Source organism: Amycolatopsis pigmentata (assembly GCF_042684065.1).
In the GTDB taxonomy this organism is placed as follows: Bacteria; Actinomycetota; Actinomycetes; order Mycobacteriales; family Pseudonocardiaceae; genus Amycolatopsis_E; species Amycolatopsis_E pigmentata.
Map to the genome: position 1 here is coordinate 511,168 of NZ_JBHUKR010000011.1, position 24,065 is coordinate 535,232.

Annotated in this window: 25 protein-coding genes; 15 read left to right on the top strand and 10 right to left on the bottom strand. The window is 69.2% G+C overall.

The window, feature by feature from the left end; genetic code table 11:
- Positions 1 to 49: 49 nt before the first annotated feature.
- The gene (locus ACFSXZ_RS24510) at positions 50 to 706 is read left to right on the top strand and encodes a YoaK family protein (RefSeq protein ID WP_378267480.1); all 657 of its coding nucleotides are present in this window, start codon (positions 50 to 52) and stop codon (positions 704 to 706) included.
- Here ACFSXZ_RS24510 and ACFSXZ_RS24515 read toward each other — a convergent pair.
- Positions 701 to 1,456, bottom strand: a complete 756-nt coding sequence (locus ACFSXZ_RS24515) for a LamB/YcsF family protein (RefSeq protein ID WP_378267481.1) — start codon at positions 1,454 to 1,456, stop codon at positions 701 to 703. The two genes, ACFSXZ_RS24510 and ACFSXZ_RS24515, sit on opposite strands and share 6 nt — an antisense overlap.
- Positions 1,457 to 1,580: 124 nt before the next feature.
- Between ACFSXZ_RS24515 and ACFSXZ_RS24520 the strand changes: the two genes are divergently transcribed.
- The 6 genes from ACFSXZ_RS24520 to ACFSXZ_RS24545 are packed head-to-tail and all read left to right on the top strand — an operon-like array spanning position 1,581 to position 6,180.
- Positions 1,581 to 2,000 carry a hypothetical protein gene (locus tag ACFSXZ_RS24520; protein WP_378267482.1) on the top strand — a complete coding sequence of 140 codons (420 nt, stop codon included), beginning with the start codon at positions 1,581 to 1,583 and terminating at the stop codon, positions 1,998 to 2,000.
- Entirely contained in the window at positions 1,997 to 2,224 is a 228-nt protein-coding gene (locus ACFSXZ_RS24525) for a hypothetical protein (protein WP_378267483.1), read from the top strand. Before ACFSXZ_RS24520 ends, ACFSXZ_RS24525 begins: the two co-directional genes overlap by 4 nt.
- 13 nt (positions 2,225 to 2,237) lie before the next feature.
- Positions 2,238 to 2,945: a response regulator gene (locus tag ACFSXZ_RS24530; protein WP_378267484.1), complete on the top strand. Its 708-nt coding sequence runs from the start codon at positions 2,238 to 2,240 to the stop codon at positions 2,943 to 2,945.
- Positions 2,942 to 4,297, top strand: a complete 1,356-nt coding sequence (locus ACFSXZ_RS24535; RefSeq protein WP_378267486.1) for a HAMP domain-containing sensor histidine kinase — start codon at positions 2,942 to 2,944, stop codon at positions 4,295 to 4,297. The genes ACFSXZ_RS24530 and ACFSXZ_RS24535 overlap by 4 nt, the downstream gene beginning before the upstream one ends.
- A 27-nt stretch (positions 4,298 to 4,324) precedes the next feature.
- A complete protein-coding gene (locus tag ACFSXZ_RS24540) occupies positions 4,325 to 5,032 on the top strand; it encodes a TetR/AcrR family transcriptional regulator (RefSeq protein WP_378267487.1) in 708 nt (235 codons plus the stop codon).
- 11 nt (positions 5,033 to 5,043) lie between these two features.
- On the top strand, positions 5,044 to 6,180 hold the full coding sequence (locus ACFSXZ_RS24545) for an FAD-dependent oxidoreductase (protein WP_378267488.1): 1,137 nt from the start codon (positions 5,044 to 5,046) through the stop codon (positions 6,178 to 6,180).
- A gap of 4 nt (positions 6,181 to 6,184) precedes the next feature.
- On the opposite strand, the gene ACFSXZ_RS24550 is transcribed toward ACFSXZ_RS24545, so the two are convergent.
- The gene (locus tag ACFSXZ_RS24550) at positions 6,185 to 7,696 is read right to left on the bottom strand and encodes an MFS transporter (protein ID WP_378267489.1); all 1,512 of its coding nucleotides are present in this window, start codon (positions 7,694 to 7,696) and stop codon (positions 6,185 to 6,187) included.
- Between the two features lie 105 nt (positions 7,697 to 7,801).
- Between ACFSXZ_RS24550 and ACFSXZ_RS24555 the strand changes: the two genes are divergently transcribed.
- Positions 7,802 to 8,407 (top strand): TetR/AcrR family transcriptional regulator, encoded by a 606-nt coding sequence (locus tag ACFSXZ_RS24555; protein WP_378267490.1) that lies wholly within the window; start codon positions 7,802 to 7,804, stop codon positions 8,405 to 8,407.
- Between the two features lie 10 nt (positions 8,408 to 8,417).
- Here ACFSXZ_RS24555 and ACFSXZ_RS24560 read toward each other — a convergent pair whose 3' ends face one another.
- Positions 8,418 to 9,101 (bottom strand): SDR family oxidoreductase, encoded by a 684-nt coding sequence (locus ACFSXZ_RS24560; RefSeq protein ID WP_378267604.1) that lies wholly within the window; start codon positions 9,099 to 9,101, stop codon positions 8,418 to 8,420.
- A gap of 117 nt (positions 9,102 to 9,218) precedes the next feature.
- Between ACFSXZ_RS24560 and ACFSXZ_RS24565 the strand changes: the two genes are divergently transcribed.
- Positions 9,219 to 9,614, top strand: a complete 396-nt coding sequence (locus tag ACFSXZ_RS24565; RefSeq protein ID WP_378267491.1) for a MerR family transcriptional regulator — start codon at positions 9,219 to 9,221, stop codon at positions 9,612 to 9,614.
- 30 nt (positions 9,615 to 9,644) lie between these two features.
- Here ACFSXZ_RS24565 and ACFSXZ_RS24570 read toward each other — a convergent pair whose 3' ends face one another.
- Both ACFSXZ_RS24570 and ACFSXZ_RS24575 read right to left on the bottom strand, forming a co-directional pair.
- Entirely contained in the window at positions 9,645 to 10,439 is a 795-nt protein-coding gene (locus ACFSXZ_RS24570; protein ID WP_378267492.1) for a phosphotransferase family protein, read from the bottom strand.
- A gap of 191 nt (positions 10,440 to 10,630) precedes the next feature.
- Complete coding sequence (locus ACFSXZ_RS24575) at positions 10,631 to 11,290, bottom strand: hypothetical protein (protein WP_378267493.1); 660 nt, start codon at positions 11,288 to 11,290, stop codon at positions 10,631 to 10,633.
- A gap of 161 nt (positions 11,291 to 11,451) precedes the next feature.
- On the opposite strand from ACFSXZ_RS24575, the gene ACFSXZ_RS24580 reads away from it, so the two are divergent.
- Positions 11,452 to 11,658, top strand: coding sequence for a GntR family transcriptional regulator (locus tag ACFSXZ_RS24580; RefSeq protein WP_378267494.1), 207 nt, complete (start codon positions 11,452 to 11,454; stop codon positions 11,656 to 11,658).
- Positions 11,659 to 11,662: 4 nt separating this feature from the next.
- On the opposite strand, the gene ACFSXZ_RS24585 is transcribed toward ACFSXZ_RS24580, so the two are convergent.
- Entirely contained in the window at positions 11,663 to 12,289 is a 627-nt protein-coding gene (locus ACFSXZ_RS24585) for a TetR/AcrR family transcriptional regulator (protein ID WP_378267495.1), read from the bottom strand.
- Positions 12,290 to 12,383: 94 nt separating this feature from the next.
- On the opposite strand from ACFSXZ_RS24585, the gene ACFSXZ_RS24590 reads away from it, so the two are divergent.
- Complete coding sequence (locus ACFSXZ_RS24590; RefSeq protein WP_378267496.1) at positions 12,384 to 13,124, top strand: alpha/beta fold hydrolase; 741 nt, start codon at positions 12,384 to 12,386, stop codon at positions 13,122 to 13,124.
- Between the two features lie 347 nt (positions 13,125 to 13,471).
- A complete protein-coding gene (locus ACFSXZ_RS24595; RefSeq protein ID WP_378267497.1) occupies positions 13,472 to 14,875 on the top strand; it encodes a hypothetical protein in 1,404 nt (467 codons plus the stop codon).
- Between the two features lie 60 nt (positions 14,876 to 14,935).
- Here the strand turns inward: ACFSXZ_RS24595 and cobN are convergent, their stop codons facing one another.
- The 4 genes from cobN to ACFSXZ_RS24615 all read right to left on the bottom strand — a co-directional run bounded on the left by cobN (position 14,936) and on the right by ACFSXZ_RS24615 (position 20,632).
- Entirely contained in the window at positions 14,936 to 18,487 is a 3,552-nt protein-coding gene (cobN, locus tag ACFSXZ_RS24600) for a cobaltochelatase subunit CobN (RefSeq protein WP_378267498.1), read from the bottom strand.
- Between the two features lie 32 nt (positions 18,488 to 18,519).
- A complete protein-coding gene (locus tag ACFSXZ_RS24605; protein WP_378267499.1) occupies positions 18,520 to 18,753 on the bottom strand; it encodes a helix-turn-helix transcriptional regulator in 234 nt (77 codons plus the stop codon).
- Between the two features lie 110 nt (positions 18,754 to 18,863).
- Complete coding sequence (locus ACFSXZ_RS24610) at positions 18,864 to 19,793, bottom strand: ABC transporter permease (protein WP_378267500.1); 930 nt, start codon at positions 19,791 to 19,793, stop codon at positions 18,864 to 18,866.
- Complete coding sequence (locus ACFSXZ_RS24615) at positions 19,790 to 20,632, bottom strand: ABC transporter ATP-binding protein (protein WP_378267605.1); 843 nt, start codon at positions 20,630 to 20,632, stop codon at positions 19,790 to 19,792. Before ACFSXZ_RS24615 ends, ACFSXZ_RS24610 begins: the two co-directional genes overlap by 4 nt.
- Before the next feature lie 197 nt (positions 20,633 to 20,829).
- On the opposite strand from ACFSXZ_RS24615, the gene ACFSXZ_RS24620 reads away from it, so the two are divergent.
- From ACFSXZ_RS24620 to ACFSXZ_RS24630, 3 genes are read left to right on the top strand one after another with little or no spacing between them, the layout of a single operon-like run.
- Positions 20,830 to 21,963 carry a precorrin-3B synthase gene (locus ACFSXZ_RS24620; protein WP_378267501.1) on the top strand — a complete coding sequence of 378 codons (1,134 nt, stop codon included), beginning with the start codon at positions 20,830 to 20,832 and terminating at the stop codon, positions 21,961 to 21,963.
- The gene (locus tag ACFSXZ_RS24625) at positions 21,960 to 22,583 is read left to right on the top strand and encodes a precorrin-8X methylmutase (protein WP_378267502.1); all 624 of its coding nucleotides are present in this window, start codon (positions 21,960 to 21,962) and stop codon (positions 22,581 to 22,583) included. Before ACFSXZ_RS24620 ends, ACFSXZ_RS24625 begins: the two co-directional genes overlap by 4 nt.
- Complete coding sequence (locus tag ACFSXZ_RS24630; protein ID WP_378267503.1) at positions 22,580 to 24,064, top strand: precorrin-2 C(20)-methyltransferase; 1,485 nt, start codon at positions 22,580 to 22,582, stop codon at positions 24,062 to 24,064. The genes ACFSXZ_RS24625 and ACFSXZ_RS24630 overlap by 4 nt, the downstream gene beginning before the upstream one ends.
- The last annotated feature ends 1 nt before the right edge of the window (position 24,065 follow it).

Here is a 24,065-nt window from a genome sequence, read left to right on the forward strand (position 1 = left end):
TTCGTCCACATGCGACGATGATGGCGGCCTCCCGCTACGCTGGTGGCCCGTGAGTGAGCGTTCCCACGGGCCGTTGCCTGTACTCCTGGTCGTGCTGACGCTGGTCACCGGTCTGGTGGACGGGGTCAGCTTCCTCGGGCTCGGGCGGGTGTTCGTCGCCAACCAGACGGGCAACGTGGTGCTGCTCGGCTTCGCCGTCGGCGGCGCGCCCGGGCTGTCGGTGCCGGTTTCGCTGGCCGCGCTCGGCTCGTTCCTGCTCGGCGCGCTGGTGGGCGGCCGGCTCAGGGCGGACCGCGGCCGGCTCCTCGCGCTCGGCGCGGCGGTCGAAGCAGCGCTCGCCGCCGTGGCACTTTCCGCCGCGTTTCTGGTGTCCACTGTGTACGGTGCGGTCGTTCCGCTCGGCCTGGCGATGGGGGTGCAGAACGCGGTGGTGCGCAGGCTCGGTGTTCCGCATCTGAACACCACCGTGCTGACCACGACGTTGACCGGTCTGTTCAGCGAGCCGATCTTCGGCGACGGTACGCGCGCGGGGCGCCGGCTCACCTCGGTGCTGGCACTGTTCGCGGGAGCGGCCGCCGGTGGCGCGCTGGTCACCTTCACCGGACTCCGTTATCCGATCGGGTTGGCCGTCGTTCTGCTCGCCGTGGTCAGCGTGACTTCGTATCTGCTGGCCCGGCGCGGTGGTGAATGGCTTGCCACGTCATGAAAAGGGCTTGAGGATGACCTTCGCTTCGGCGAGCGCGTCACGGACCCGGCGGGCGATCTCGACCGCTCCGGGAGTGTCCCCGTGCACGCACAGCGAACGCGGGTCGACCTTGATCGTGCTGCCATCGGTCGCGGTGACCGTACCGTCGGTGGCCATCCGGACGGCGCGGCGTACGACCTCATCGGGATCGGCCACCACGGCACCGGGAAGCCGCCGCGGGACAAGCGTTCCCGTTGGCGTGTAGGCACGGTCGGCGAACGCCTCGGACAGCGCGGTCAGCCCGGCCGCCGCGGCCTGCCGGAGCCATTCCGAGCCCGGCAGCCCGAGTACCGGCAACTTCGGGTCGTAGAGCTTGACGGCCTCCACGACGGCGGATGCCTGTTCGGCGTGGGTGACGATCGCGTTGTACAGGGCGCCGTGGGGCTTGACGTAGCTGACGCGCGTTCCCGCGACGCGGGCGAAACCGTCGAGCGCGGCGATCTGGTACAGGACGTCGTTGACCAGTTCGTCCGGATGCACGTCGATGAAGCGGCGCCCGAAGCCGGCCAGGTCCCGGTAGGCGACCTGCGCGCCGACCCGCACCCCGCGCTCGGCGGCCAGCGCGGTCACGCGGCGGAGCACGCTCGGATCGCCCGCATGGAACCCGCAGGCCACGTTCGCGCTGGTCACGATGTCGAGGAGGGCGTCGTCCTGGGTCAGTGGCCAGACCCCGAAGCCCTCGCCCAGATCGCTGTTCAGGTCGATCACCATTCGCTCCTCACCGGAAGTCCTTACCGAACCCGAACAAAGCGTCCATGATCTTCGAATCCTGGTCCAGCACAGTATGCGGTGTCCGAGAAACACAGGGAAAACCCCGAAGGAGAAGGAGCGAGCAATGCGCATCACCGCGTGGGGCCGCCGGAGTGCGATCGTCGGCTGCGGCGTCGCGGCCATGCTGGCGATCACCCCGATCGCCATGGCGGACACCACCACTCCCGCACCGCCTCCGCCCACCACTTACGCGCCGATCACCCTGAGCCCGCAGGAGGCGCAGCAGTTGTGCGGCCAGTTCCTGCCGAAGCTCACGGACCGCACCAAGAAGTTGACGGACCGCATCAACGGCGGCGCGGACGTGAAGGGTTCGGTCGCCTGGCTGAAAGCGCGTGCCCAGGCTCAGCGGGGCAAGGGACACACCGCCGCCGCCGACCAGCTCGACCAGCGAGCCCAGCGCCGTGCCGACCGGATCAACGACCTGAAGTCGGTCCAGCAGAAGCTGGACGCCTTCACCGCCGCGCACTGCAAGGCCGCGTCATGACCGTGCGGAAGGCCGTCGCGGTCGGCGTAGCCCTGCTCGCCGTCGGCCTGGGCTCCGCCGCGTGCCGGGGCCAGGCCGCCGCTCCCGCTTCCGGGCCGCAGGGGACGTCCGTCTCTTCGGGATCCTCCGGCGCTGATCCCGCTGATCCTTCCAGGGAGTTGAAGGGCATAGAGACCACGCTGGACGCGATCGACGCGGAGGTGGCGGGCGACGGCGCCGGCTGACAGGATGCCCCCGATGTCCGCCGTCTCCGCGCCGAATCCGGCGTCCCCTTCACGCGGTCTCGTCCTGGTCGTCGAGGACGAGACCGCGATCGCCGACCTCGTCGCGCTGTATCTGCGGCGCGACGGGTTCGGCGTGCACGTCGAGTCCGACGGCGAGGCCGCGCTCGCGGCGGTGCGGAAACTCAAGCCGGTGGCGGTGGTGCTGGACATCGGACTGTCCGGAATGGACGGTATCGAGGTCTGCCGCACCATGCGCGGAGCGGGGGACTGGACTCCGGTGCTGTTCGTCACCGCCCGCGACGATGAGGTCGACCGTCTGCTGGGACTGGAACTCGGCGCCGACGACTACGTGACGAAGCCGTTCAGTCCCCGGGAACTCGCGGCCCGCGTCCGGACCGTGCTCCGGCGCACGGCCGGCCCGGCCCCGTCGGAAGTGCTGTCGGTGGGCGGGGTGCGGATGGACGTCACGCAGCGGCGGGCATGGGCGGGCGAGGTGGAGGTCGCGTTGACGCCGACCGAATTCGACCTGCTCGCCCAGTTGCTCCGGCAGCCGGGCCGGGTTTTCGAGCGGGCACAACTTCTCAGCTCGGTCTGGGGTTACGCGGTCGAGGCCGGAACCCGCACCGTGGACGTTCACATCGCCCAGCTCCGCGCCAAACTCGGCGCGGAGAGTCCGATCAGGACGGTGCGTGGGGTCGGATACGCCGCGGACGCGCGATGAAACGCGCCTCGCTCGCCGTCCGGATCACCGCGGTCTGTCTCGCCGTCGCCGGGGTGGCCGCGATCGTCGCGGGGCTCGTCGCGCTGAGCCTGGTGCGGCGCACCGGGCAGGACGTGTTGGCGCGGTCACTGGCGGAACAGGCCGACGTGCTGGCGAGCCAGGTCGACGAGACCGGGCTCGGCGCGAAGCTCGGCCTCGGCAAGGCCGCGCAAGTGGTGCGCGGGCAAGGGATTTCGGTGGTGACTTCGCGTCTGCGAGGCGTGGTCAACGCTGATCAGAACGCCACGCGGGCGGCGGCCGAGGCAGGGTTGGAGCGGCTCGGCGCGGGGGCCGCGGTGTCCGCGACCAGGACCGTCGCCGGCCGGGACTATCTGGTCGAGGCACGGGGCGTCAACGGCGGCGCGTTCGCCCTCGTGGAGCCGGTGGAGATGGCCGCGAACACGCAACGCGCGGTCCTGCGCAACATTCTGTTCGCGCTCGGTGCCGGGCTCCTGGTCGCGGCCGTGGCGGGGCTCGTGCTCGGCAGGCTGCTCGCCCGCCCGCTGCGCCGCACCGCGCGGGTCGCCGCGACGATGCGCCAGGGACGCCGCGATCTTCGCGTGCCGGTGGAAGGCCCGGCCGAGGTCGCCGAGGTGGCCGAAGCCGTGAACGAACTGGCCGCGGCCCTGCAGCACAGCGAGGCGCGGCAACGGGAGTTCCTGCTGTCGGTGTCCCACGAACTGCGGACGCCGCTGACCGCCGTGCACGGTTTCGCCGAGTCGATCGCCGACGGCGTGGTCACCGGCGAGCAGGCACAGCAGGCCGGACAGACCATCCAGCGCGAGTCGCAGCGGCTGGAACGACTGGTCAGCGACCTGCTCGACCTGGCGCGGCTGGGTGCCGACGAGTTCCGGCTCGATCTGGCCGAGATCGATCTGGTGGATACCGTGCGCGCCTGTGCCGAGGTATGGCGGGTGCGGTGCGAGCGCGAGGGCGTGGTTTTCCGCGTCGAGTCGCCACCGGGCCCGGTGTGCGCGGTGGCCGATCCACGGCGGCTCCGCCAGGTCCTCGACGGCCTGGCCGAGAACGCGTTGCGGGTGACTCCTGCGGGCGCGCCGATCACGCTTTCCCTGACGCATCCGGCCGTGCTCGCGGTGCGCGACGGCGGGCCAGGGCTGGCTCCCGAGGACTATCCGGTGGCTTTCGAACGCGGCGCCCTGAACGCGAAGTACCGGGGCCGCCGCCCGGTGGGTTCCGGTATCGGCCTCGCGCTCGCGCACGGTCTGGTGACCCGGATGGGCGGCACGATGTCCGCCGGACCGGCGCAGGAAGGCGGCGCGGCGTTCACCCTGCATCTACGAACATGTTCGTAACGAACATGTTCGTGTACCGTGGGGCTCGTGACACCTCATGACGCATCGGACGGCACGCCGGTCAGCCGCCGGGAGCGGCCCGCCAAACCGGCCCTGACCCGCGAAGGGATCGTCACCGCGGCGGTCGGGATCTTGCGGGCCGAGGGCATGCGAAAGCTCACCATGCGCCGCGTGGCGCAGGAACTGGACACGGGCGCGGCTTCGCTGTACGTCTACGTCCGCAACACCGCGGAGCTGCAGGCGGCCGTCCTCGACGAACTCCTGGGCACGGTGGAGTTACGGCCCAAGAAGGGCGATTGGCGCGAGCGTCTGGAAAAGGTGCTCCTCTCCTACACCTCCGTCCTGTTCGCCTATCCCGGTCTCGCCCAGTCCGCGCTGGTCGCCCGTCCGAGCGGGAAGCACTACTTCGCCCTGGTCGAAACGCTGCTGGCGTTGCTCGAAGAAGGTGGTGTGCCAGCGGGACAGGCGGCTTGGGGCGTGGACCTCCTGCTGCAGATGCCCACCGCCACGGCGGCCGAACACGCGGCCGAGGATGCGGCCACGCAAGAGGAGTGGGACGCCCTCATTCGCGTCGTTCGCACGGCTTCCCGGCGGACCCATCCGCACATCGCCGGGCTCGCCGACGAACTCCTGTCCGGAACGCCGGAGGCCCACATGTCCTGGGGGCTCCAGGTGTTGATCAACGGCATCGCCCATACGCCCAGACCTACCGACGACAAACCCGAACTCGACTGAAGGGGAACACCATGACGCACCATTCCGTCGCGATCGCCGGAGGCGGCCTGTCCAGCCTGACCCTGGCCAGGATCCTGCACGTCAACGGCATCGAAGCCGCGATCTACGAACTCGACGCCTCACCGGAGGCGCGGATCCAGGGCGGCATGCTCGACATCCACCACGACTCCGGCCAGGTCGCGTTGCGCGCGGCGGGCCTGTTCGAGGATTTCCGCGCCATCGTCCATCCCGGTGGCCAGGCCATGCGGGTCCTCGACAAGAACGCCGTGGTCCGCATGGCACGGGAGGACGAGGACGGGGGCAGACCCGAGGTCGCTCGCGGCCAGTTGCGCGACCTGCTGCTGAATTCATTGCCCGCGGGCACCGTGCGCTGGGGCGCCAAGATCACCATGGCGCGCCCGGTCGGCGAAGGTCGTCACGAGGTCACCCTCGCCGACGGCTCCACCTTCACGACCGACCTGCTGGTCGGCGCGGACGGAGCCTGGTCGAAGATCCGGCCGCTGCTGTCCGGCGCCCTTCCCGCCTACACGGGCATTTCGTTCGTCGAAGCCAACCTCTTCGACGCCGACTCACGCCATCCCGAGAGCGCGGCGGTGGTCGGCGGCGGAATGTTCATGGCACTGGGCGACGGTAAGGGCTTTCTCGGGCATCGCGAGCCTGGTGGCACCTTGCACATCTGCGCCGCGGTCGAGGTCGGCGAGGACTGGCTTTCCGGCATCGACTTCACCGACCCGGCCGGCGCCAAGGCCGCGGTGCTGGCGCATTTCACCGACTGGCATCCGAGCCTGCGCGCGCTGATCGCCGACTCCGACGGAGTGCTGGTGCCCCGGCACATCCACGCACTGCCGGTCGGGCACCGCTGGCAGCGCGTTCCCGGCGTCACGCTCCTCGGCGACGCCGCGCACCTGATGTCCCCGTTCGCCGGGGAAGGCGCCAACGCCGCCATGCTGGACGGTGCCAAGCTCGGTGAGGCCATCGTCGCGCACCCCGGTGACACCGAAGCCGCCCTCACCGCCTACGAGAGCGAAATGTTCGTCCGGGCCGAGGCTTCCGCGGTGATGTCGGTCGAGGGGCATGGCCTGCTCTTCTCCGAGAACGCCCCTCAACCCCTGGTCGACCAGTTCGCCGCCTACGCCGGCGGGAGCTGACCTCTCACCAATGGCGGATGGCCGCGACCGTGATGATGCCTGCCGCCACGATGCCCGCGAGGGCGAGCAGGCCGAACCACATGCCATGGGTGAACGCGACCCGCGCGGCCTCCGCCAGCCCTCCGCCCGGCGCGCCGGAGCGTTGGGCCACGACCAATGCTCCGGCCAGTGATCCGTCCGCGACCTCGCGGACGGCCTGGGGTAGTGCTGTCGTCGAAGGGCGAATGGAATCGGTGTAGACCGACGACAGCACGCTGCCCGCCAGCGCGATGCCCAGTGCCGCGCCGATTTCGCGGGTCGCGTCGTTGACCGCCGACGCGACGCCGTACTTGTCCGGCGGCACGTTGTCCAGGATCCCGCTCGTGGCCGCGGGCGCGGTCAATCCGAGTCCGCCACCGAGCACGCAGACGGCGATCGCCAGCGCGGGATAGTCGCTGTGCGCGCCCAGTCCGCCGAGCAGGACTATGCCGACCGCGACGACGGCGAGGCCGGCACAGGTCAGCAGCCGCAGCCCCAACCAGCGAGCAAGATGGGCCGAGACAAGCGAAAGGGGGAACAGCGACACCGCGATCGGCCACAGCGCCAGTCCTGACTTCAGCGGCGAATAGCCGTGTACCAGTTGCAGGTACTGTGCCAGCGCGTACAAGGCGCCGAACGCCGCGCTGAACTGCACCATCACGGACACCGAGCCGATGGCGAAGCCTGGATTGGTGAACAGGCGAACGTCCAGCAGCGGAGCCGGATGCCGGGACTCGAACCAGGCGAAGAGACAACCCAGCAGCAGGCCGGCCGCGATCGGGCCGATGACCACGGCGTTACCCCAGCCCAGAGTCGCCGCGCGCAGGATGCCGAACACCAGCGATCCGACCGCCAAGGTGCTGAGCAGCGCGCCCACGGTGTCAAACCGGTGGCTCGCCGGTTCGGTCGAGGTCGGCACCGTGAAGCACGCGATGGCCAGCACGACGGCGAGCACCGCCGGGCCGACGAACACCGACTGCCACGAGAAATATCGCAGCAGCAGACCGGCGACGATCAGGCCGCCCAGCCCGCCGAGCCCGGCGACCGCCGCCCAGATGCCGATGGCGTGCCCGCGCTGCTCGGGCGGGAAACTGGCATTGATGATCGACAGGGTGGCCGGCATGATCATCGCCGCGCCCAGCCCGGTGACCGCCCTGGCCGCGATGAGCCACGGCGTCGAGTCGGCGAAGAGCGGCACCGCGCAGCTCACCGCGAAAACCGCCAGGCCGATGATCAGCACCCCGCGCCGGGAGTACCGGTCGCCCATGGCACCCGCCGGGAGCACGAGGGCGGCCAGCACCAGGGTGTAGACGTCCACGATCCAGGTCTGCGCCGCCTGGCTGATCCCCGTGTGCAGCGCGAGTTCGGGCAGCGCGGTGTTGACCACGGTGACCATCGCGATCACCAGGCCCACCGCGGCGCACATCACCGCGACGGTCCACGCGCGGCGTCCCGTGGAGAGGTCCGGAAGGTCGACGGTTCGCTCGCGTACGGCCATGTTCCCTCTTCCGCGCGTGCCTCGCCTAGAAACGAAACTGTCGGTACTGTAGCAGAACTAGCAGTTTCGTTTCTGGCTCGAGGCGCCGGCGAGGACAATCGTGAGATGACCAGGCAGCACCTTCCGGACCGACGTGACCCCCGGCTGGACCGTTCACGCTCGGCGATCCTGTCCGCGGCCGTCGCTCTGCTTTCGGAGGGCGGGGTCAAGCAGGTCACCGTCGACGCGGTCACCGCGCGCAGCGGCGTCGCGCGGTCCACTCTGTACCGGCACTTTCCGAACCACACCGAACTGCTCGCGGCGGCCTTCCAGGAACTGCTGCCGCCGTTGCGGCTGCCCGACCCGGACCTCCCCGCCCGCGAACGGTTGCTGCGCCTGCTGCTCAACCAGGCCGACCAGATCGACAAGGCCTCCACCGTCGCGGCGGTGGTCTGGATGTCGACCATCGGCCTGTCCGCCGACCTCCCGGCCGACGCCGACGAACAGACCCAGCTCGCGGCGTTGCGTTCGCACGTCATCGACAGCTATCGCGGTCCGTTCCACGCGGTGCTGATGGAATGTCTCCCCGCGAAACTGTCCAAACGCGACAGTGAGTTCGCCACCGCGCAGCTGATCGGCCCCCTGCTGTTCAACATCCTGATCACCGGGCGGCCCAACGACGCGGAGTTCTGCGCCCGCGTCGTCGACGATTTCCTGGCAGGCCACGGCTGACGGCCTGGGGTCAGCGCTCTGCCGAGAGCGAGGCTTTGACATGGCGGCTGGCGTCGTCGACCAGCACTTCGACCGCTCCGCCCTGGACGCCGTCGAGGCTGGCGCGGGCGACCTCCACCGGGTCGATCTTCGGCACGTCGTAGCCCGCCATCATGTCGGTGTCCGCGGCCCCCAGATGAACGGCCTGCACCAGGGTCTTCTGGCCGGCGAGTTCGACGCGGAGGGCGTTGGTCATGTTCCACTCGGCGGCCTTGGCGACGGAGTAGCTCCCCGTTCCTTCGCCGGCGAACCAGGACAGCGCCGAGAGGATGTTCACGATCGCTCCGCCACCGTTCGAAGCGAGCACCGGAGCGAAGGCGCGGATCACCCCGAGTGTGCCGAAAAGGTGGGTGTCGAGTTCGAGCCGGATCGAGTCGAGGTCGCCGGTCAGGAGGTCCGTCCGAGTCGCTATCCCGGCGTTGTTGACAAGGAGATCGACATCGGCGGCCACGGTCGCCGCGTCCGTCACCGACCGGGTATCGAGGAGATCCAGACGCAATGCCTCCACCCGGGAGTCGGACACCGCGATCAGCTCGGGACGACGGGCCGTGGCGTACACCTTCGCCGCGCCGCGCGCGAGCAGTTCGTCGACGAAGCGGCGGCCGATGCCACGGTTCGCTCCGGTGACGAGTGCGGTCGAGCCGGTGATGTCCATGGGATGCCTTTCGATCGAGCTGGCGAGCGTGAGCCCTGGTGCGGCTACGCTAAAACTTGACGTCGGCGTCATAGGCAAGTCGAGCGCCATGCTCAGGACGAGAAGGATGCGCGCGTTATGCGAATCGGTGAACTGGCCCGGCGGGCGAAGGTGAGTACGCGGGCGCTCCGCTACTACGAGGAGCAGGGCATCCTGAGCGCCGACCGCACCTCGAGCGGCCAGCGTGTCTACTCCGATACGGCGACCGAACGAGTGTGGCTCATCCAACAGCTCTACGCCGCCGGACTGCCCAGCCGCACGATCGCGGCCATCCTGCCCAGCGTCGACACCGGTTACGCGGCACCCGAACTGGTCGAGACACTGCGCGCCGAACGCGCTCGCATCACCGCGAGGGCCGCCGAACTCGAAGAGGCCGGACGGAAGCTGGACCAGGTGATCGAGCTGGCGGTGAATCCGGAGCGCTGCCGGGGATCGCACGGTCGGACCGGTGCGTCGGCCGGCGAAGCGTATTGAATTATGCGTGGTTGAACCTATGTTTCGTCGCTACGCCAATCTGTCCAGCGCGACACGCAAGAAGGCGTCCCGGCGAGCGGTCAAAACTGCCCCGTCCAGGTCGTCCCGCCCCTGGTCATGAATCGTCAGCTGCCAGGCCGTCAGATCCGGAGGCGTGCTCAACGCCGCCACCACGTCCCAGTAGGCCACGTCTTCCAGTACTCGTCCGGCGCGCTCTTGCCAGCCTGTCAGAACGGTGTCGGCCGCGTCGAGGCCGAACATCATCGAGGCGTCGCATCGCAACGACCCCAGATCGACACCTGGGTGACCGGCGCCAGCGCAATCCCAGTCCACAACGGCCGTCAACTCGCCGTTCCGCCACATTGTGTTGCCCTGCCACAGATCTCCGTGTACGAAAACCGGGACGGACGAAGGTTCGGGCAACTGGGCCACCGCTTCCTCCGCTTCACGCAACAACGCCGACGCGCCGTCCCGTTCCCGCCAACTCGTGAAGTCGTCGAGCTCGACGGGACGGTGGCGCAACGGTAAATCCTTGGTAGGCGTCAGTTCGACACGATGCAGGGCGGCCGCCGCCGCACCCAGTGATGCCAGCCGATCGGCGGTGGGCTTCACCGGAATCCGGCTGCTGCCCGCCACCACCGACACCAGCATCACCCCATCGCCGACGGCGATCAGGTGTGGCGCGGGAATTCGACATTCACCGGCCAATCGCAATGCGGCCACCTCGGTGTCGAAAGCACCGCCGCTGCGCAACACGAACTCCGCGCCGCCGTCGAAGCGCAACAACCAAGGCGCGCCACCCGCGCGTAGGCCACGCGACTCCATAACCCGTTGCCCGACAACCGATTCTGCCCAGCTTAACGCCTGTTCGGGGGACCCGTTCACCTCTGTAGCGTAGTACGGGAGTCCTGCTGCGGGGAAAGCGCAGCGAGCAACGTCAAACTTGACGGCCTGCAGGCCATCGTCTCGCGGAACCACTGTCATCTAGTCAAATCGATGTACGGTGACCAGGAGCGTCAAGGCGAGGTCGAGGTTGGCTGCCGCCACCCGGCGCGGCCGAATGCTTGTTTCCCGTTCTTCGGTCGCAGTTGTGCGATGAGATCGCGCGCCCAGGTTTCGGCCGCCGGATCACCGAGCCACGCCAGGGTGGTGGCGGTATAGGCGACGGACTTGGTCGGGTCGTAGCGGTAGTGATGCTCGGGCCGGTCGGGCATGCTCAGCGGTGAAACGAGTCGGTGCACCTGGTCGATGGCGGCGTATGTTTCCGTGGCTTGGCCAAGGCGCGCATGAGCGCGTCCCACCTGGCCGGTGGCCTGGATAGCGATCGAGCTACCGGTCGGAGCCCGTGTTTTCGCTCGCTCGGACAACTCGAGCGCACGGGCGTACTCGCCCTCGGTGAGAGCGCGCCAAGCTTCGGTTTCGTAGCACCACGCCTCGATTTCACAGTGATCCGCGTGCTTGGCAAGACTGGCGGCAGTACGCAACCGGACTGTGGCGGCGGCATGCTGGTTGAGGTCGATATGCACCGTCGCGGCCAGCAGGGACAGCCAGCCGCCGACGACCACCAACCGACGGTGTTCGGCCAAGGTTTTCCGGGCCTTGCGGAAGGCCGACAGGCGCCCGCCGAGTGGGGACCGCAGGTCAGCGGCCGGCTTTCCGTGGGACATCTGGCTCACGTCCTCCAGTATCCGTGCCACCACGGCTTTGGGACGGTTCGACACGGTGAGGCTAGGCGTGAAAGTTCGACGATCGGCACCGGTGTTTGCACCAGGCTGACAAAACCCAAAACGCGCACCCTGGCGTGGACCCGAGGGCCAGGGCGTACCTCTACGAACAAATGGCCGACCACCTGGCAGCGAGAATCGCTTCTGGAGAGTTGGCCCTCAACGATCTTCTTCCCGCTGAGGCGAAACTTGCTCGCGAGTACGGTGTTTCTCTCGGAACCGCGCGACGGGCGACCGCATTACTTCGGGAACGCGGTCTCGTGGCCACGTTGCGGAGCAAAGGAACGTTTGTCGTTTCACCGTCGGCGCCCGCGCGATAGCCGTTCATGCCGAGAGTGCCCGGCGCCACTGCTGTGCGACGGTGCGGCTGAGCCGCTGGGTGTCGACGGCGTCGGGGGCCAGCAGTCGCTGCATTCCGATGCCCCGCAACTGCCCCAAGACCGCAACTGCCACGTCCTGCGGGTCGGTTTCCGCCCGTATCGTGCCGTCCGCGATGCCGACGGTGACATCGTCGCGGAGGTCCGCCCGGAACGCCTCGTCACGTTCCCGGAAGCTCTCAGAGAGTTCGGGGGCCGTCGCGGCCTCGGCCCACAGCAACAGGAACGCCCGGCCGGTGATCCCGTCGCGGCCGAGTTCACTGACGTAGCCTTCGATCAGGAGGATCAGGCGTTCGAGTCCGGGTGGCATGTCGCCGACGCTCGGCACGAACCCACTCTGACTGGATTTCGCCAACGCGTCGAGCAGAGCCTGTTTCGAACCGAAGTGGTGGGTGACGATTCCCCGGCTGTACCCGGCTCGCTCGCCGACACGCGCCAGCGTCACGGCGCGCACTCCGGACTCCACCACCAGTTGAGCGGCCGCCCCGAGCAGTGCGGCTCTCGTCTCGGTGCGCCGCTGCTCCTGGGTGCGACGCGCGGTGCGGACTGGGGTGCGCTGCTGTTGGGACGGCATGAGCGCGAGCGTAGCCCGGACATAACTTGCGTGTCGAATAACAAGTATGCAAGGCTGGCGCATCTCATACGTCACCTGGTGCTTCAGGAGCCTCATGATCACGGTTTTCGTGAACGGCAACCCCGAGACGGCCGCGATATGGGACCCGCTGTGCGCTGAGCTGGGCAGGCCGGACGTTCTGCGCCTGTCCCCGCCGGGCTTCGGCGCGCCGATCCCGGACGGCTTCGGCTGCACCGTGTCGGACTACCGCGACTGGCTGGCCGCGGAGTTGGAGACACTGGGCGAACCGGTCGACCTCGTCGGTCACGACGTGGGCGGCAGCACGGTCGTCTCCGTTGCCATGACAAGGCCCGACCTCCTGCGGACCTGGGTCAGCGACTCCCTGGGGGTCTTCGATCCGGACTATGTCTGGCACGACCTCGCCCGGCAATGGCAAACGCCCGGGGCCGGCGAAAAATCGGTCGCCGCCTTGATGGGCGGCACGCTCGGCGAACGCACCGAGCGCATGGTCGCCAGAGGCATCGCCAGGCCGGTCGCCGCACAACTGGCCGCCGCTCAGGGGTCGCGAATGGGTCAGGCCATTCTCGCCTTCTACCGCTCCGCCATCCAGCCGGCCATGGCCGAACTGGGACGGAACCTGCCTGCGGCCGCCGCGCGCCCCGGCCTCGCCATCATCGGCACCGACGACCATTTCGTCGGCTCTCAGGAGATGCGCCGCCGGTCCGCGGCCAGGGCAGGAGCCCGGGTCGAAATTCTCGACGGGGTGGGCCATTGGTGGATGGTGCAAGACCCGGTTCGCAGCGCGCGGGCCCTCACCTCATTCTGGGCGAATTAACGTATCCTGCGTTTTGGCGCTCGAATTGGCTCCGCGGTGGATGATTTCGGTGAGTCGTCGAGTTTGGGGCCGTCAGCGTTTTCCTTCCTGCCAGGAAAACCTCTGCTATCTCAGTCGGTGAATGTAGTATTCCAGCACCCGAACGACAATTTCCGAAACCCCTCCGGCGAGGTTTCGCGGATATGTCCCACGTAGGGAAATCCTGCGCGTCGAACTTTCCACACTGCTGAGGTCTTGGGGAAATTCCTTGGCCATGGTTTTCCGGAAGGCCAGGATTGTCGCTGCGCGATCGCGGCGCGCACCAGACGAGCTCCGCGAAAACAGCGATGTCGAGGGGTTCGCGGTTGATGACTTTTTCAAGCGTCCAGTCGGTCGTGTCCCGGGCCGGTCATGACGGTGCCGGCCAGGTCGATCGACGAGAGTATTGGGCGCACGCTGTGCTCGTGGCCACGGTCTGTGGCCTCGCCGGGTTCTACCTGTGGCGCGGAACGCTCGCGCCGAGCGCGCCGGCCGCCGCCCGTGGTGCGAGTACCTGGATGGGGGTGGACCGGTGGGCCGGCCTCGGCCTGGCGTGGCGCTGGGTGTTTCCGGGCCTCGCCCTCGTGGCCGGGCTGATCGTCGCACGCCGCCCGGGGGCCTGCCGCCGGCTGGCGGGGCGGGTCGGGACCGCTGCCGGCCTGACGCCGGTCCGGCTGGCGGTGGCGATGGCCAGCGTTCCGATGTTCTGGCTTGCGAGCAACCGCCAGCACAATCCCGACGGTTCGATGTTCGAGGAGAAGTTCGTTGCGGCGGCCGGCCACGGCGGGGCGTTCACCACCTATGACGAACTGCTCGAGTTTTACCTGCACTCGCGGCTGTGGGCGGTCGTGAACCCGCTCTGGGGATGGGATGTGACCACCACCTACCGCGTGGTGTCCTGCGTGGCCGGTGGCGTAGCGGTGTTCGTTGGTCTGGGCTTGGTCCGCCGGTTCCCGTCGACCCGGGGACCGCTGGTGGTGGCCGGCCTGTTCGCCGGAGGCTGGGTGCTGGTGTTCTTCGGCGACATCGAGAACTACACGCTCACGAATGTCATGGTGCTGGGCTACCTCGTCGCGGCGCTGCGGTTCCTCGACGACGAGCGGAGTCCGCTGTGGCCCGTGGGTGTCCTGCTCGGGATAGCAGTGGCTTTCCACCTGCAGGCGCTGACGCTCGCGCCCTCGTTGCTGGTGTTGGCAGGGATAGCCGTGCGCCGCAACCGCCACCGGGACGCGGTGGCCGCGCTCGCGGCGGTTCCGCTGCTGCTGGGCGCCGTGATCGGCTGGCTGGCGATCCACGGGTTGCCGAGCAGCGGCCTGGCCACCAGCCAGATCACCGCGGACGGTGGCGACTGGTCGCGGTATCTCGCGCCGGCCAATGGGCGGTACTTCTGGCTGCAGTGGCAACTGCTGGTGCTGCTCGCCCCGGCGGTGGTGCTGGTCCCGGCGCTTCTGGTGCGCGAGGCAGCCGCCGCGGGACGTGCCCGGATGGTGTTCCTGGCTGTCGCCGCGGGCGGTCCGCTGCTGATGATGGCGGTATGGCGCGCACAGTTGGGCATCTACGAGGACTGGAACCTCTACGCGATTGTCGCCCAACCGATCGGGCTGCTGGTGTTCGGTGGTCTGGCTGGTCAATCCCGGCTCGCGCGTCAGGCGCCGTGGCTGACCGCGCTGATCGTCCTGGCAGCCACTCAGGCCGGTGCGTGGATCGGCTCGCACGCCACCGCGACCGGGTAGCGGTCGTACCTCCGTTGGCGTTGAGCCAAGAATCACGCGGCTTGACGGCCGCGTGGTGGCTCACTCCTCCAACTCGCCCTCCATGCGCAGGTAGACCTCACGCATCCGGTCCAGCAGTTCGGGGTCGGGTTCGGCCCACAGGCCCCGGTCGGCCGCCTCGGTGAGGCGTTCGATGATGCCGCGCAGGGCCCAGGGATTCGACTTCGCCAGGAAGTCCTGGTTTTCCTGGTCCAGCACGTAGGACTGGCTCAGTTGCTCGTACATCCAGTCGCCGACGACGCCGGCGGTCGCGTCGAAGCCGAAGAGGTAGTCGACGGTGGCCGCGAGTTCGAAGGCGCCCTTGTAACCGTGGCGGCGCATGGCGGCCAGCCAACGTGGGTTCACCACACGCGCTCGGAAGACCCGGGCGGTTTCTTCGGCGAGGCTGCGGGTGCGTACCGCGTCCGGGCTGGTGGAGTCGCCCACGTAGGACACGGGGGCACGGCCGGTGAGCGCGCGGGTGAACGCGATCATGCCGCCGTGGTACTGGAAATAGTCGTCCGAGTCGGCGATGTCGTGCTCGCGGGTGTCGGTGTTCTTCGCGGCGACGGCGATCCGGCGGTAGGAGTTTTCCATGTCTTCGCGGGCGGGTTCGCCGTCGAGGTCGCGGCCGTAGGCGTAACCGCCCCACGTCGCGTACACCTCGGCGAGGTCGGCGTCGTCGCGCCAGGTACCGGAGTCGAGCAGCGGCAGCAGTCCGGCGCCGTACGCGCCCGGCTTCGAACCGAAGATCCTTGTGGTGGCGCGGCGTTCGTCGCCGTGGGTGGCGAGGTCGGCCCGGGTGTGTGCGCGGACGAAGTTCTCCGACTCCGGTTCGTCGAGGCCCGCCACGAGGCGCACCGCGTCGTCGAGAAGGTCGATGACGTGAGGGAAGGCATCACGGAAAAAGCCGCTGATGCGCACCGTGACGTCGATCCTGGGCCTGCCGAGTTCGGCGAGCGGGATGGGTTCCAGCCCGGTGACCCTGCGGGACGCCTCGTCCCACACCGGCTGAACTCCCAGCAGGGCAAGGACTTCCGCCGCGTCATCACCCGATGTCCGCATCGCGGAGGTTCCCCACACCGACAATCCGACCGACCGCGGCCAGTCTCCGGTGTCCTCCCGGTACCGTCGCAGCAACGACTCGGCGAGCGCGTGCCCGGTCTCCCAGGCCAGCCTGCTCGGAATCGCCTTGGGATCCACGGTGTAGAAGTTGCGACCGGTGGGCAGCACGTTGAGCAGGCCGCGCAACGGTGACCCGCTCGGCCCGGCCGGGACGTACCCGCCGTCGAGCGCGTGCAGCACCGCGTCGATCTCGCCGCCGGTTCCGGCGAGCCGGGGCACGATCTCCTCCGCCGCGAACCGCAGCACCCGTGCGACGGCCGGATCGTCCGTCACGTCGAGGACGGCTTCGGACGACCATTCGCGCGCCTCCATGTCCTCCACCAGCGCGCGGGCCGCGCGCTCCACAGAGTCCACTTCGGACAGTGAAGCGTCGTCCTTGAGACCCAGTACCGATCGCAGGCCGGGCACGGCTCCCGCCTGGCCGCCCCACATCTGCTGCGCGCGCAGCATGGCCAGCACCAGGTTGACCCGCGCCTCACCCGTCGGTGCCTCACCGAGCACATGCAGGCCGTCGCGGATCTGCGCGTCCTTGACCTCGCACAACCAACCGTCGATGTGCAGGAGAAAGTCGTCGAACTCGGCGTCGTGGGGCCGTTCGTCGACGCCGAGATCGTGGTCCAGCTTCGCGGCCTGGATCAGCGTCCAGATCTGCGCGCGGATGGCGGGCAGCTTGGCCGGGTCCATCGCCGCGATGTTCGCGTGCTCGTCGAGCAGTTGCTCCAGCCGCGCGAGGTCGCCGTAACTTTCCGCGCGGGCCATCGGCGGGATGAGGTGGTCGACGATGGTGGCGTGCGCGCGGCGCTTGGCCTGCGCGCCCTCGCCCGGGTCGTTGACCAGGAACGGATAGATCAACGGCAGGTCACCGAGCACCGCGTCCGGCGCGCAGGACGCGGAGAGCCCGGCCGTCTTGCCGGGCAGCCACTCCAGCGAGCCGTGCTTTCCCAGGTGTACCACCGCGTGCGCGCCGAACTCGCGCTCCAGCCAGCGGTACGCCGCGAAGTAGTGATGGCTCGGCGGAAGGTCCGGGTTGTGGTAGATGGCCACCGGGTTCTCCCCGAAACCGCGTGGCGGCTGGATCATCACCACGACGTTCCCCGCCTGAAGCGCGGCCAGCACGATGTCACCACCGTCGACGTAGAGCTCCCCGGGCGGCGGGCCCCAGTGCCGTTCCATCTCCGCGCGCAGGTCTTCGGGCAGCGCGGCGAACCATTCGCGGTAGGTGGCGGCGGGTACCCGGATCGGATTGCCCGCCAACTGGTCTTCGGTCAGCCATTCGGGATCCTGCCCGCCGGCCTCGATGAGCGCGTGGATGAACTCGTCGCCGTCCCCGGAATCGACTCCGGGAAACCTGTCCCGCCCGAGGTCATAACCGCGCTCGGCCATCAAGCGCAGCAGCTTCACCGCCGACGCCGGGGTGTCCAGGCCGACCGCGTTGCCGATGCGCGCGTGCTTGGTCGGATAGGCCGAAAGCATCAGTGCGATCTTGCGCTGTCCGGGTGGTGTGTGCGCCAGGCGCGCGTGCGCGAGGGCGATCCTGGCGACCCGCCCGGCCCGTTCGCGGTCGGGCACGTAGCGGGGGAGTCCGTCGTCGTCGATTTCCTTGAAGGAGAACGGAACCGTGATGATCCGGCCGTCGAACTCGGGCACCGCCATCTGGTTTCCGGCGTCCAAAGGGGACAGTCCCTCGTCGCTGTCCCGCCAGGTGTTCCGGTCACTGGTCAGGCAGAGCGCCTGCAGGACGGGCACGTCCAGCGCGGCGAGTTCGGCGACGTCCCAGGCGTCGTCGTCACCTCCGGCTCCGGCCGTCGAGGGACGGGTACCGCCCGCAGCCAGCACCGTGACCAGCAGCGCGTCCACACCCCGCAACTCGGCCATCATCTCCGGCTCCCGCGACCGCAACGACGCGCAGTACACGGGCAGGGCCTGGCCGCCCGCGTCCTCGATCGCCTCCGCCAGCGCCGCCACGAAGGCCGTGTTGCCCGAGAGATGATGTGCCCGGTAGTAGAGAATCGCGACGACCGGTCCTTCGGTGCGGCGTGGTTCGCGTTCCAGGACGCCCCAGAGTGGCTGGGTTTCGGGGGGCTCGAACCCGTCACCGGTGAGGAGCAGGGTGTCGGAGAGGAACCGGTGCAACTGGGTGAGGTTGGCCGGACCGCCCTGTGCCAGGTAGGCGTGGGCCTCGGCCGCGATCCCGGCGGGGACGGTGGAAAGGGCCATCAGTTCGGCGTCCGGCGTCTGTTCGCCGCCGAGGACCACCACATGCGCTCCGCTCGCGCGTACCGTGTCCAGTCCCCACTGCCAGGTGCGTGCCGAACCGAGGAGCCGGACGACCACGATCTTCGCGCCCTCCAGGAGGCCGGCGAGCCGGTCCGGGTCGAGCCGGGCCGGGTTGGCCGGCCGGTAGTCGGCGCCACAGGCGGTGGCACTCAGCAGGTCGGTGTCCGAAGTGGACAGAAGTAGCACGGTCACGGTCACCACCCTAGCCGCATTCCGTTGCCCGCCTAAGCCGAACGCTCGCCGAGCCGCGGGAAGGGTTCCGTGGAGAAGATCACCTCCACGCCCACCTCGAAGTACCGCGCGATCCGCAACGCCAGGTACAGGCTCGGGTTGTACTTGCCGCGTTCGAGGTAGCCGATGGTCTGGTAGTGCACCCCGAGTTCCTCGGCCAGTTGGCGTCGTGAGATCCCGCGTTCGGCCCGCAGCATCGCTATCCGGTTGTAGATCGTCTCGTTCATGGTTCGGCACGCCCGGTTTTGTCGGTGGACCCGGATACTGTAGCGACATGACTCACTACACAATGTCAACACTGGCAAGGCTGGCAACACTGGCAAGGTTGGCAAGGTCGTCAGGCGGGCATCCGGCTCAGCGCCCGTTCCCTCCTCGCCGCCACGGCGGACCCCGACTCACGGCGTGCCATCCGGCGCAGCACCACCGGCGCCACCAGCAGTCCGACGATCGCCCACAGGCCCAGCACGGCCACGGTTTCCCAGTGCCGCCAGGACTGCCCGAGTTCGGCCGCCGACATCGCATCGGGCAGCAGCGCCGAGCGCATCCCCAGGCCCAGCCAGTAGAACGGGAAAACCTGCCCGGTCACCTGAAGCCACCCTGGCAACGCGCTGCTGGGGTAGAAGATCCCCGAGATCGCGATCAGGCCCATCAGCGGGAGCATCACCAGACCCATCGCGCGGGGGCTGGAGATCAACGAGCCGATCACCGCGCCGGCCGGCATGGTCGCGACGAAGCCCAGCAGCATCACCCACACCAGGGTGAACCACGCCGCCGGACCGAGGTCCAGCCCTTCCGCCACGAACAACCCCGGCACGAGCACGAGCACGCAGCCGATCACCGACATCCCGGACACCTGGACGATCTTTCCCACCAGGTAACCCACCATCCCGTGGGGGATCGCCTTGGCACGCAACAGGGTTCCGTCCTCGCGTTCGGTGGTCAGCGACTGCGCGAGGTTGACGAACCCGCCCATGGCGATGTTCATCCCCAGCACGCTCGGCAGCGTGCGGGCACTGAGCGAGAAGTTCATCCCCGGCACCGTCGAACCCCGCATGAACACCATCACGACGGTCAGGAGAACCGCGGGAAACAGGTAGGCCCACAGGTCCTGCGCGTTGGTGAAGGTCAGCTTCAGTTCGATCCGGCCACGAGCCAGCCCCGACCGCGCGGCGGTCAGCACCGCGCTCGCCGCGCCGGGCCGCGCCGGCCGAGTCGCGCGGTGGGTCGTACCCACGGAGTCCGGGGTCGCTTCACGATCGTCGATCATCGTGCCTCCTGGAGTCCTCGCTGCTCGAAGCGCCGTACCAGTGCCATGTATGTGTCCTCCAGACTGCCGAGGCGCACCTCCAGATCGGCGATCTCGTCGCCGTACTCGAGGAAGAGGTCGTGGACGAACCTGGTCGACTGCATGGTGGTGTGGACGAACCGGCGGCCGCCCCGCGTCCACTTGACCTCGGCTTCGGTCGACATCTCGCGCGAGAGGTCGTCGGCGGAGCCGTCCGCGATGATCGAGCCACCGGCCAGGATGAGGATGCGGTCCGCCAGCTTCTCGGCCTCGTCCAGATCGTGCGTGGTCAGCAGGACGGTGGTGTTCTCGTCGGACAGCCGGTGCACCAGGTCGTGGAACTCGCGGCGGGCCTCGGGGTCGAAGCCGGCGGTCGGTTCGTCCAGGAACAGCAGGTCCGGACGTCCCACGATGCCGATCGCGACATCGAGCCTCCGTCGCTGGCCGCCGGAGAGCCGGCCGGCCCGCTTGTGGGAGTGCTCGGCGAGTCCGACGGCCGCGATGAGTTCGTCGGTGTCCCAGGGTTCGCGGTATTCCCGGTAGTAGGAGCTGAAATGAGCGAGCAGTTCCCGGACCTCCCACTTGGCGTGGTCCCGCCAGGACTGCAGGACGACGCCGAGCCGGGCGCGCCACGCCTCGTCGCCGAGCGCGGGATCCGAGCCCAGCACGCTGACCTCGCCGGCCGAGCGCATCCGGAAACCTTCCAGGATTTCGATGGTCGTGGTCTTGCCGGCGCCATTCGGGCCCAGCAGCGCGAGCACCTCGCCCCGGCGCGCCGTGAAATCGACCCCCTTGAGCACGTCATTGGTGCCGTACCGCATGCGCAGATCGCGAACCTCGATCGCCGCTTCACCCGGTTCGGTCTGTTCCGCCACGTCTCGCGGCTTGCCGATCACTGTCATAGATCTTTCCCCCAATGTAGAGACCCAGTGATGAAATGTAGCAGGTGTGCTACATTCTTACCAGGTCTTGACCACAGTTACGGCGTCCGCGGGCCACCCGCCAATACAGTGGTCGCATGGTCCTGCGCGCACGAGCCGACGCGTGCCCGGGAGTTTTCGCCCCGCACGACGCCGCGGACGGCGCGGTGGCGCGGGTGAGGCTGCCGGGTGGCCGGATCACCGGTTCGGCGCTTCGCGCCGTCGCCGGGTGCGCGGAAGACCTCGGTGACGGTTCGGTGCACCTGACCTCGCGGGGAAACGTGCAGTTGCGTGGATTGGACCGCAACGACGATGCCGTCGTCGATGCTCTCGTCGCGCGACTGTCCGCGGTGGGCCTGTTGCCCGCGCCGGAGCACGAGCGCGCGCGGAACTTCCTGGCTTCCCCGCTGAGCGGGCTTGCCGGTGGCCTGGTCGACGTGGGGCCGCTGGCGCGCGAGTTGGACGTGGCGGTGTGCGCCCGGCCGGAGGCGGCCCGGCTTCCCGGCCGGTTCCTGTTCGCGCTCGACGACGGTCGTGGCGACGTTTCGGACGAAGACCCGGATATCTGCTGGCGCGCGGTGTCGTCCGCGACCGGTGCGCTCCTGCTCGCCGGGCAGGACACCGGACTGCGGATTCCCTTCCCCGAAGCGGTGTCCGCCCTGGTCGCCGTCGCGCTGCGCTTCCTGGAGGTCCGAGGCGCCGCGTGGCGGGTCCGCGAGTTGAGCGATCCGGCTGTGGTCCTCGACTGCCTTGGGGGTGCGCCTGGCACTGCGGCCGGGACCGCGCGGGCCGGGTCGGGTGGACCATGCCCCCTCGGTGAGTTCGCGCGGGACGACGGGGGTACGGGCATGGTCGTCGCGCCGGTGCTGGGTGAGTGCACGGCCGGGCAACTCCGGGCGGTCGCCGACCTCCTCGCGGACGCCACGGCACCCGCGACCACGGCACCCGCGGTCGCGGTGATCACGCCGTGGCGGTCGATCGTGCTGCCGCGCAAGGGCGATCTCGCCGGAACCGGGTTGCTGGCCGGACCCGCCGAGCCCGCCGCCGGAGTCAGCGCGTGCATCGGGCGGCCGGGTTGCGCGAAGTCACGGGCCGACGTGCGGGCGAACGCCCGTAGCCTGATCGAAGTGTTGCCTGCCGGGGTCCGGGTGCATTTCTCGGGCTGCGAACGCCGGTGCGGGCGGCCGCATGGTCCTCATCTGGATGTCGTGGCACGGAAGGAAGAGCTTTGATCGACTATGTCCGCGACGGCGCGGAGATCTACCGTCGTTCCTTCGCGACCATCCGGGCGGAGGCCGACCTTTCGATGGTGCCCCGCGACGTCGAACCGGTGGCGGTCCGCATGATTCATTCCTGCGGGATGGTCGATCTGCCCGAAGACCTCGCCTACTCGCTCGACTTCGTCGCGGCCGCGCGGGCCGCGCTCACCCAGGGCGCGCCGGTCCTGTGTGACGCGCGGATGATCGCCAGCGGGGTGACCCGGCGCCGTCTGCCCTCAGGCAACGAAGTGCTGTGCACCCTTTCCGATCCCCGGGTTCCCGCGCTCGCCGAAAAGCTCGGAACCACCCGGTCCGCGGCGGCACTGGAGCTGTGGCGCGAGCGGCTGGCCGGGGCGGTCGTGGCGATCGGCAACGCGCCGACGGCGCTGTTCCGGCTCCTCGAACTGATCGAAGACGGTGCCGGCGTGCCGGCCGCGATCATCGGGCTGCCCGTGGGTTTCGTCGGTGCGGTCGAGTCCAAAGTGGAATTGGCGAAGCGGGCGCCCGCGCCCTATCTCACCCTGCGAGGCAGGCGGGGTGGCAGCGCGATGACCGTCGCCGCCGTCAACGCGATCGCGAGCGAGGCCGAATGAAGCCGGGAAAGCTGTGGGGTGTCGGCCTCGGGCCGGGTGATCCCGAGCTGGTGACGGTCAAGGCGGCGCGGCTGATCGGGGCCGCCGAGGTGATCGCCTACCACAGCGCGCGGCACGGGCGCAGCATCGCGCGTTCGGTCGCCGAGCCGTACCTGCGCGAGGGGCAGATCGAGGAACGCCTGGTCTACCCCGTGACCACGGAGACGACCGACCACCCCGGAGGGTACGAGGGAGCGATCGCCGAGTTCTACGAGCTGAGTGCCAAGCGGCTGGCCGAGCATCTCGACGCTGGCCGTGACGTCGTTCTGCTGTGCGAGGGTGACCCGTTCTTCTACGGCTCCTACATGTACATGCACGAACGGCTCGCCGATCGCTACGAAGCCGAGGCCGTCCCGGGGGTGACGTCGGTGAGCGGCGCTTCGGCGGTTCTCGGCAGGCCGTTGGCGCGACGCGACGAAGTGCTCACGGTTCTGCCCGGTACCTTGCCCGCGCCCGAACTGGCCCGCCGGCTCGCCGACACGGATGCCGCCGCGGTGCTGAAACTCGGCCGCACCTTCCATTCCGTGCGCGAAGCGCTGAGCGAGGCCGGGAAACTCGACGACGCGGTGTACGTCGAGCGCGCCACCTGGGGCGCCCAGCGCGTCGAACCCTTCGCGGAGGTCGATCCCGCAACCGTTCCGTACTTCTCGCTCGCACTCGTCGCCGGACCCGCGCGCGGCGCGAAGACGCCGGAGGCCGAGCGGTCGTCATCCGACGGCGCGGGCGAAGTGGTGGTCGTCGGCCTTGGGCCGGCGGGCCCGGAATGGCTCACCCCGGAGGCGGCCGAAGCGCTGGCCGGGGCCGAGCATCTGGTCGGATACGGGCCGTACCTGGCCAAGGTGCCGCAGCGAAAGGGCCAGACCCGCCATGCCTCCGGCAACCGGGTGGAAGCCGAGCGTGCCGCCGCCGCGTTGGACCTGGCCCGGTCGGGGGCCCGCGTCGCCGTGGTGTCGTCGGGAGATCCCGGGGTTTTCGCGATGGCTTCCGCGGTGCTGGACCAGGCCGCGCTCGCCGACGATCCGGTTTCCGTGCGCGTCCTGCCGGGGGTGACCGCGGCACAGGCGGCCGCGGCCAGGGTCGGGGCGCCACTAGGGCACGACTACTGCGTGCTTTCGCTCTCCGACCGGCTCAAACCGTGGGAGATCATCGAGCGGCGCCTCGACGCCGCAGGCGCGGCGGACCTGGTTCTGGCGATCTACAACCCAGCTTCGCGCAGCCGCACCACCCAGCTCGCCAGAGCGCGGGAAGTGCTGCTGCGCCACCGCGACGGAGAAACGCCCGTCGTGGTCGCCCGGGACGTCGGTGGCGCCGAAGAATCGGTTCGCGTGACCACGCTCGCCGGACTCGACCCGTCCACTGTGGACATGCGCTGCCTGCTGATCGTCGGGTCGTCCCGTACCCGGACCGGCCACGGCGCGGTGTGGACCCCCCGCACCTACTGAG